3 protein-coding genes are annotated in these 6,093 nt (G+C 45.3%); all 3 read right to left on the bottom strand.

What is annotated here, in order from left to right:
- A partial coding sequence (locus QUB10_RS00415) for an FG-GAP-like repeat-containing protein (protein WP_333198479.1) occupies positions 1-3,509 on the bottom strand: 3,509 nt, incomplete at its 3' end.
- 401 nt (positions 3,510-3,910) lie between these two features.
- Positions 3,911-4,789 (bottom strand): inositol monophosphatase family protein, encoded by an 879-nt coding sequence (locus QUB10_RS00410; protein ID WP_333198477.1) that lies wholly within the window; start codon positions 4,787-4,789, stop codon positions 3,911-3,913.
- Positions 4,790-4,887: 98 nt separating this feature from the next.
- Positions 4,888-6,015, bottom strand: a complete 1,128-nt coding sequence (locus QUB10_RS00405; protein ID WP_333198475.1) for a cupin-like domain-containing protein — start codon at positions 6,013-6,015, stop codon at positions 4,888-4,890.
- Positions 6,016-6,093 lie beyond the last annotated feature (78 nt).

Below are 6,093 nucleotides of genomic sequence, written 5' to 3'. Positions count from 1 at the left end.
GGCTCGACTATAACTGGTGTTGGTGTCGGTGTCGGCGGCGTCGGCGGCTCGACTATAACTGGTGTTGGTGTCGGTGTCGGCGGCGTCGGTGGCTCGACTATAACTGGTGTTGGTGTCGGTGTCGGCGGCGTCGGCGGCTCGACTATAACTGGTGTTGGTGTCGGTGTCGGTGCAGTGTCGTTATCTGCGATCGCCACTGTCACCCCTGGCACCCCCAACACATTATACTTAGCATCACTGCTAGTCACTTGGTGACTGATATTACCGCTGTGTGTACCTTCTACAAGGGCATCATCAACAGCTATCACCGTAACGGTTTGAGCTATATTCCAATTATCCGCAGTGAAAGCGATAGGCGCGATCGCCTGAATCTGATTACCTGTTGTGAGAGTGATAGTTACAGGGGATCTCGGCTGCGACGTTAATTGGATGCCATAACTGCCATTCGCCCCGCCTTCTGTAGCAGTTATTGCCGTGGGAGTAATAGAAATACCAGCGGTATCATTGTCCCTATTGGTAATGCTAACATCCGCTACATCTCGGTTGTTATAATTCCCATCTGTACTAACAGCAGCAGCCGTGAGTATTTTGTAGCCAATATCGCCGTCAACAATGCTATCGTCAACCCCTGTTACTGTTACTGGTTGCGCTGTATTCCAGTTAGCCGGAGTGAAAGTTATGCTAGCCGGGGAAACTGTTCCCTCGGCAACATTGTCACTGTTCAAACCGATAGTCACATCAGCGATTGGCTTAGTATTCAAAACCACAGTAAAGTTAGCCTTTGTGCCATCTTCACCAGTAGTTAATCCCGCCGTCGGATTCACCGTAATTCCCGGAGTTTCATTGTCACTGTTGGTGACGGTGACATCTTCAGGATCGAGGTTAGTGTAATTAACATCGGTACTCACAGCAGCAGCCGTGACAATTTTGTAAGGTTTAGGGCCATCAGCTACTAAATCTTCAACACCAATTATCGTTATTGTTTGCGGTTGATTGTAGTTACCAGGAGTGAAAGTTAAGCTATTAGTTGAAACTGTTCCTTCTTCAACATTGTCACTCCTCAAACCAATGGTAACGTCAGCAGTAGGTTGAGCGTTGAGTTTGACTGTAAATTCTGCCTTGCCACCAACTTCACTTGTAGTTAATCCCGATATTGGGTTAACTGTGAAACCGGCAGTGTCATCATTAGTAATAGTTGTGGTAGCGGTAGCAGTGGTAATTGTCGAGGTTACGCCTGGGCCTGTAGGATTTGACAGGGTGACGGCAATAGTTTCGTCGGGTTCAACTAGGGTGTCGCCTAATACATCGAGAGTAATGGTTTTGGATGTTTCATCGGCGGCAAAATTAATTGTGCCAGTAACAGCAGTTGCGCCTGAAGTGCCACCGATGTTGTTGTAATCGCTGACGTTTGTAGCTGTGCCGACGATCGTATAATTGACGCTACTTGCCCCGCCTGTGTTGCCACTGCGAGTAGCAGTGAAAGTCAAAGGTTTTGTGCCGCTATTACCTTCAGGAATGCTGGGAGTACCGGCGGCGATGGCATAAGAAACTGTACCGTTGGCTGCAATATTTAATGTTGTTTGTTTGGTGGTACCTGCAATGCCTCCGGTGATTGTGCCAAAGTTGAGGATTGCGGTTTCGGCGTTTTCAGGGAGATTGTCGGGTTTGATAGTAAATGCAACATTCTGGGTGAGTGCATCACCTGTTGCACCTGCTGGGAATGTAATCGAGGTAGGGGAAATAGTGTAGTCAGAATTTTGGGTGGCACTGCTGCTGGGGTCGATGACAATTGGTACAATTACATCGGCAAAAGGAGTGCCGCCGCTGAGGGTAACGGGAATATTAACTACTGTGTCTGTTGTTCCTTCTGTGCCGCTGTAAGTTGCAGTACCAAAATTAACTGTATTGGGTGTATTTAGCAGAATTGAGACATCTTTAGAGGTAAAGTTCGGTGTCGCTAAATCCAACTTGCCGTCAGCATTAAAATCTCCCGCTGCGATCGAACGGGGAATAGTTCCTACACTAAAATTGACTGCAGTACCAAAACTGCCAGTACCATCTCCCAACAAGACTGAGACATTGTTATCTCCGCCGTTAGACGCGGCTAAATCGGTTTTGCCGTCACCATTAAAGTCCCCCGCAACCACAGATTCGGGAGATGAGCCGACACTAAAGTTGGTAGCAGTACCAAAATTACCCGTACCATCTCCCAACAAAACTGAAACGTTGTTAGAAGCGCTATTCGATGCAGCGAGATCGAGTTGGCCGTCGCCATTAAAGTCGCCTGTAACGACAAAGTGCTTCCCTGTCCCCGCGCTAAAGTTAACGGGGGCGCTAAAGTTGCCCGTACCATCTCCTAACAAAACTGAAATATTGTTAGTGGCGCTATTGTTCGAGGTGACTAAATCGAGTTTGCCATCGCTGTTAAAGTCGGCTGTGGCAATAGTAAGAGATGCTCCGGTATTAATAATGGTAGCGGGAGTGCTAAAGCTACCAGTACCGTCTCCCAAAAGAATTGAAAGGTTGTTGCCACTCAAAGGGGCTGTGGCTAAATCTAACTTGCTATCTCCATTAAAGTCGCCCGCAGCGATTGATCGAGGATTTATCCCTGAACCGAAGTTGGTAGGATTGCCAAAAGTGCCAGTACCTGTCCCCAGCCGGATGGAAATGAAATTCCCGTTAGCGCCATTAATAGGATTGGCTACAGCTAAATCGAGTTTGCTGTCTCCATTAAAGTCGCGCACTGCAATGGAATTGGGAATCTCGTTACCGGGGTTAAATAAGTTAGTAGCAGTACCAAAGCTGCCCGTACCTGTCCCCAACAATATGGAAATATCTCTAGAACCTAAGTTTGCCACGGCTAAGTCGGGGAAACCATCGCTGTTAAAGTCGCCCGTATCAATCGAAACAGGAGTTGCCGTCGGCGAAAAGCCCGCACTAAAGTTAGTAGCCGTACTGAAGCTGGAGAGAACGTGGTTGTAAGCCACCAGCACTTCTGGCCGAAATGCTAAAGGTTTTGCAATTTTCCCTGATGTTACTTCTAGGAACCAGTCGCCGCCTTTTGCTGCACTTCCGGTAAGGTTTTGCGAAGCAGCAACCGACGCGCCGGTTAACTCACTCAGGCGTTTTATAAATGCTTTACCTGTCTCGCCTGCTGCTACGTTGCACCCATACAAAAGAATGTGAGGTCGATTGTTGGGGATTGAGTCGGTTCGTGGCGAAAACCACTGCTGTAGAGAATTCCGATCGCACTCTATATCATCTAAACTAAAGCGAACGTCGCCGAGTTGCAAGCTGCCGGGAGCACCGTGAGAAACTATGTGAATGCTGTCAATATTTGTCCGAAGAGCTAAAATTTGAGTAATTTGGTCGATCGCATCTTTATTCCCCTCCAAAACGACTACTTCCGTACCCGGTGTTACTCCGGCCATCAAACTTTGATAATCTTCAACTTGAGGGTCGATAAAGGCGATCGACCTTACTGAAACTTGATTATTTAAATTTGGCATAATCCACCTGACTGGGGTTTCAAAAAAATACAAAAATTCCGCTATTTCGTGACTGGCGTCCGAAACTATCTATCAATTTTTATTTATAGAGACACACCCTTTCTCCGTAAAAACCCGGTGACTCCTCATCTTTTGTCGTAACGATAACAGTTTTTTTACAGAAAATATGTAAATTTTTCTTAAAAAATACCTGGTTAATTAAAATTTTGATAAAGATATGGAAAATACTTAAGTATTATTACTGTAACGAATGCTAGATTGATTTACCACAAATATTTGTGAAACGTAAGTGCAATTGTACAGAAATTTCAAACTCAGCAATTTTGATACATACTTTAGGGTGCGTCAGCAATTAGTCGTGCAGAAAATACACTCTTCTAACGCACCTACGAAACTTGTGACTAGCCCAAACTCGCATCTATCCCTGCTAAAATCTCCTCAGCTTCCCTGCAAATAGCAGCGTGACAGCAACCGTTACTCGCCAACAATCCCCCCCACTGACTCACATCTCCCCGGTTATATTGCAAAGCAGAACCGTCAAAACGAGTAAATCGGCCGCCCGCTTCAGTCAAAATTAATTCCGGCGCCGCTAAATCCCAATCTTTAGGCGCCGACTTTCCCGAAAGAGCAATATAAACATCAGCCTTTTGTTCGACAATTGTCGCAATTTTACAGCCAATACTACCGACAGCTATTTGATTTTGACAAGGCAGTTTTTGTAACAATTGATTAAAGCGATCGCCCCGGTGACTGCGGCTAGTTACTATAGATAAATCTGCCACTATATTTCGCGCCGAAACCTGCAATTTGACCGTAGAACCATCCCGATTTTCTCCAAAAGCACCCGCATCCCGGATTGCATAATAAATCTTTTGCTGTTCGGGCCAAGCCACAACTGCTAATACCGGTCTTCCCTCGAACGCTAAAGCAATGTGAACTGCAAATTCCCCTGTCCTGTCAATAAAATCTCGCGTTCCATCCAAAGGGTCAATAATCCAAACCCAACTTTGAGGTAAGGGAATTTGACCGTTTTTTTCTAAATAAGATTTGTAAGTTTCTTCGCTGAGATAGCCAAATTCTGCATTCCCTAAAGCCGACTGCAATTCGTCGAGAATGTAAGAATTGACAGCGACATCGGCGGCGGTGACGGGGCCATCTTTTTTCTCTTGGATGTCGAGGTTAGGAGTGTTGGAATCCTGCCGATAATAGGATTGTAGGATATCTGATGCACTCCAGGCGATCGATCGCGAAATTTCGCTGATTTCTTCGAGAGTTTTCATAAATTTCTTTTTTTTGAACCGCAGATAAACGCCGATGAACGCAGATTTGAGTAGGGGCGGTGCCCCCGTGCCCGCCCCTGGGAACCATACATTAGCAATTACCAATTAATATGAGGATATTTCCATTCATAATAATTAGGAAACACAAAGTTAGTAAACGAAACCGAAATACTAACCTCCAATGATTTTACATGATGCCACCAACCGACAGGAATAAAGATAGCTTCTCCCGGTTCCAAAATTACTTCAATAATTTTCGCATCTCTGTAAAGCGGGTATTTGTCATAATCGGGATTTTCGCCGTCAACCTTGCTGAAAACTCCGACGTGATTATAAAGCAGAGGAGTTTGTTGGGGAGAAATCAACTTAATTAGTTTGCGACCCGACACTTGCGCTAAAATTAAATTAACAGGGTCGTGGTGTAGCGGCGTAATCGTGCCTTTCGGCCCGAACCAAAAGAAAACTCTGCCTTTTGTATCCGTTGGATTGAGGTATTCTGGGAATATTTCAATGTCGTTGAATAGGGGTTTAAATTCCTCTCTTTCCAGAGTTTGGTTGTTAGCAACCATGTAGTAGTCGTTGCTAGGCCCGCCCTTGACCACCATGTCTACATATTTGCGGAACAAAACAATTTTTTTGTGATTTTCTATCTTAATTTCGTAATTCGGGTCGGAATTGCGGTTGGCTTGAATTTGTACCTCTGCATTGCCGTATTTTTCTTGCAAATACTCCGGCGTCCACAACTGCAATGCTTTCCAGTTGTGCATGATATTGGTAATAATTACTGGAGTATTTTTGGCGTAGTAATTTTCGAGAAAATACTCTCGCGAAAGGCTGCTTTTGCGTTCGATTGTGCCAAACTTGGAAGACAATGCAGCTAATTGATTGTTAATCCTGAGATGCGACTCTAATTTCTGCAATAACTGCACGTACTGGCTTCCGGCTTGAAAGTAGGGATGAGATGATATTTCCCTAACTTCTGCGGTGGCTGTTTCCGCATCTATGCCGGTACTTATTAGCGCTTGAATGATTTCTGCGTCGGGTTGATTTAATAATTTGTTAGCCGCCACCCACTGTTTCATATTGTCGGGGACTTCTGGTTTGCTTGGGGCTGCGAGTAGATTGGGCAAGTTTTGCGTCAGCCATTCTAGATTAACCTGTTGTTGCTCGCTTAGGGTAATCCGCAAAGGGGGAAGGGTGATAGTTAGAGGTTGGGTGTCAGGCATGATTCGGGTATGTTGTTGGGGGAATGTTTGGCTTAGTTTGAACTTGTCTTACTAATATAGCAATCTTGTTAACGAACC

Source organism: Microcoleus sp. B5-D4 (genome assembly GCF_036705145.1).
GTDB lineage: Bacteria > Cyanobacteriota > Cyanobacteriia > Cyanobacteriales > Microcoleaceae > Microcoleus.
Note: the sequence above shows the minus strand (reverse complement) of the source record. Positions and strands in the feature narration are given on the sequence as shown.

Excerpts from the sequence above, each read along its gene's own strand:
- QUB10_RS00410 (WP_333198477.1), bottom strand. The coding sequence starts at position 4,789 with ATGAAAACTCTCGAAGAAATCAGCGAAATTTCGCGATCGATCGCCTGG.
- QUB10_RS00405 (WP_333198475.1), bottom strand. The coding sequence starts at position 6,015 with ATGCCTGACACCCAACCTCTAACTATCACCCTTCCCCCTTTGCGGATT.